Source organism: Pandoraea horticolens (assembly GCF_902459555.1).
Taxonomy (GTDB): Bacteria; Pseudomonadota; Gammaproteobacteria; order Burkholderiales; family Burkholderiaceae; genus Pandoraea; species Pandoraea horticolens.
Map to the genome: position 1 here is coordinate 1 of NZ_CABPSM010000057.1, position 1,029 is coordinate 1,029.

The window sequence follows — 1,029 nt, forward strand, 5'->3', positions numbered from 1 at the left end:
TACTGGGGCGATGCCTCGCGTCCGGTAGACACGCATGTGCTCAATCAGGACGATCTCCTCGGGAGCGTCTCGATGCGCGTTCCGGTGTCCAACATCGTCAACACCGGAGATGGTCCTATCAAGGTCTGGTATGTAGCTTTCATGGACCAGCCGGTGACGTCCCCGGCAACCACCGTCACCGTAAAAACCACCGTCCCGGGCGGCATCGATCCCGATCCGGTCGACACGCCGTACCGCAACGAAAATCTTTTGGCGCCAACGGTATCGCCCAACATCGTCGATGCGACGCAAGCGCAAAACGGCGTCACCGTCACCGTACCGCTCTGGGAGAACATGGCGACAGGCGACAAGCTGCGCGTACGCTGGGGCACGGCGTCGGTCTATCACGCGCCCTTGCAGCCCGGCGAGGTCGGAGCGCCGGTCGTGGTGACGATCGATCAGCAAACTATCCTCGCGGCAGGCGACAGCGCTCAGCTGATGGTGACTTACGACATCACCGACATCGTCAGCCAGTGGTCGAACAACTCCATGCCCGCCTATGCTCAGGTCGATGCCAGCAACGCGATCTTCGATGCACCCTACGTCGTCGACGCCCGCGGCGGCGTGATCGACGTGGACAAGCTCGGTGACAAGGACGCCACGGTGCTGATCACCGTCAAGGCGCCGATCGCCGTGGGCGACACCATCCACCTGATATTCGACGGACAGTCGAACGCCGGGCTGCCGGTGCGCGAGGAAAGCGACGCGCCCGTGGCCGCCGGCGACCAGTTCGTCCACATGGCGATCGGCCACAGCGCGCTGGTGCAGGTGGCGCCGGGCACCGCATCTCTGTACTACCGCGTCAAGCGCAATGGCGTCGACGAGGGGCGTTCCCAGAGCACCTTCCTGAACATCGCCGGCACGGCCAGCACGCTTGCCGCACCAACGGTGCTCGAAGCCCGCGGCAATACGCTCGATCCCCGCGACACGACCAATGGAGCGCACGTCCAGATCGCCCCCTGGTCGGGCATGGCGGTGGGCGACGAAGTG

Annotated in this window: 1 protein-coding gene; it reads left to right on the top strand. The window is 64.6% G+C overall.

The genetic code is table 11. From position 1 onward, the window contains the following. Positions 1-1,029: hypothetical protein (locus PHO31112_RS27360; protein WP_217427084.1), on the top strand; the 1,029-nt coding region annotated here is incomplete at both ends.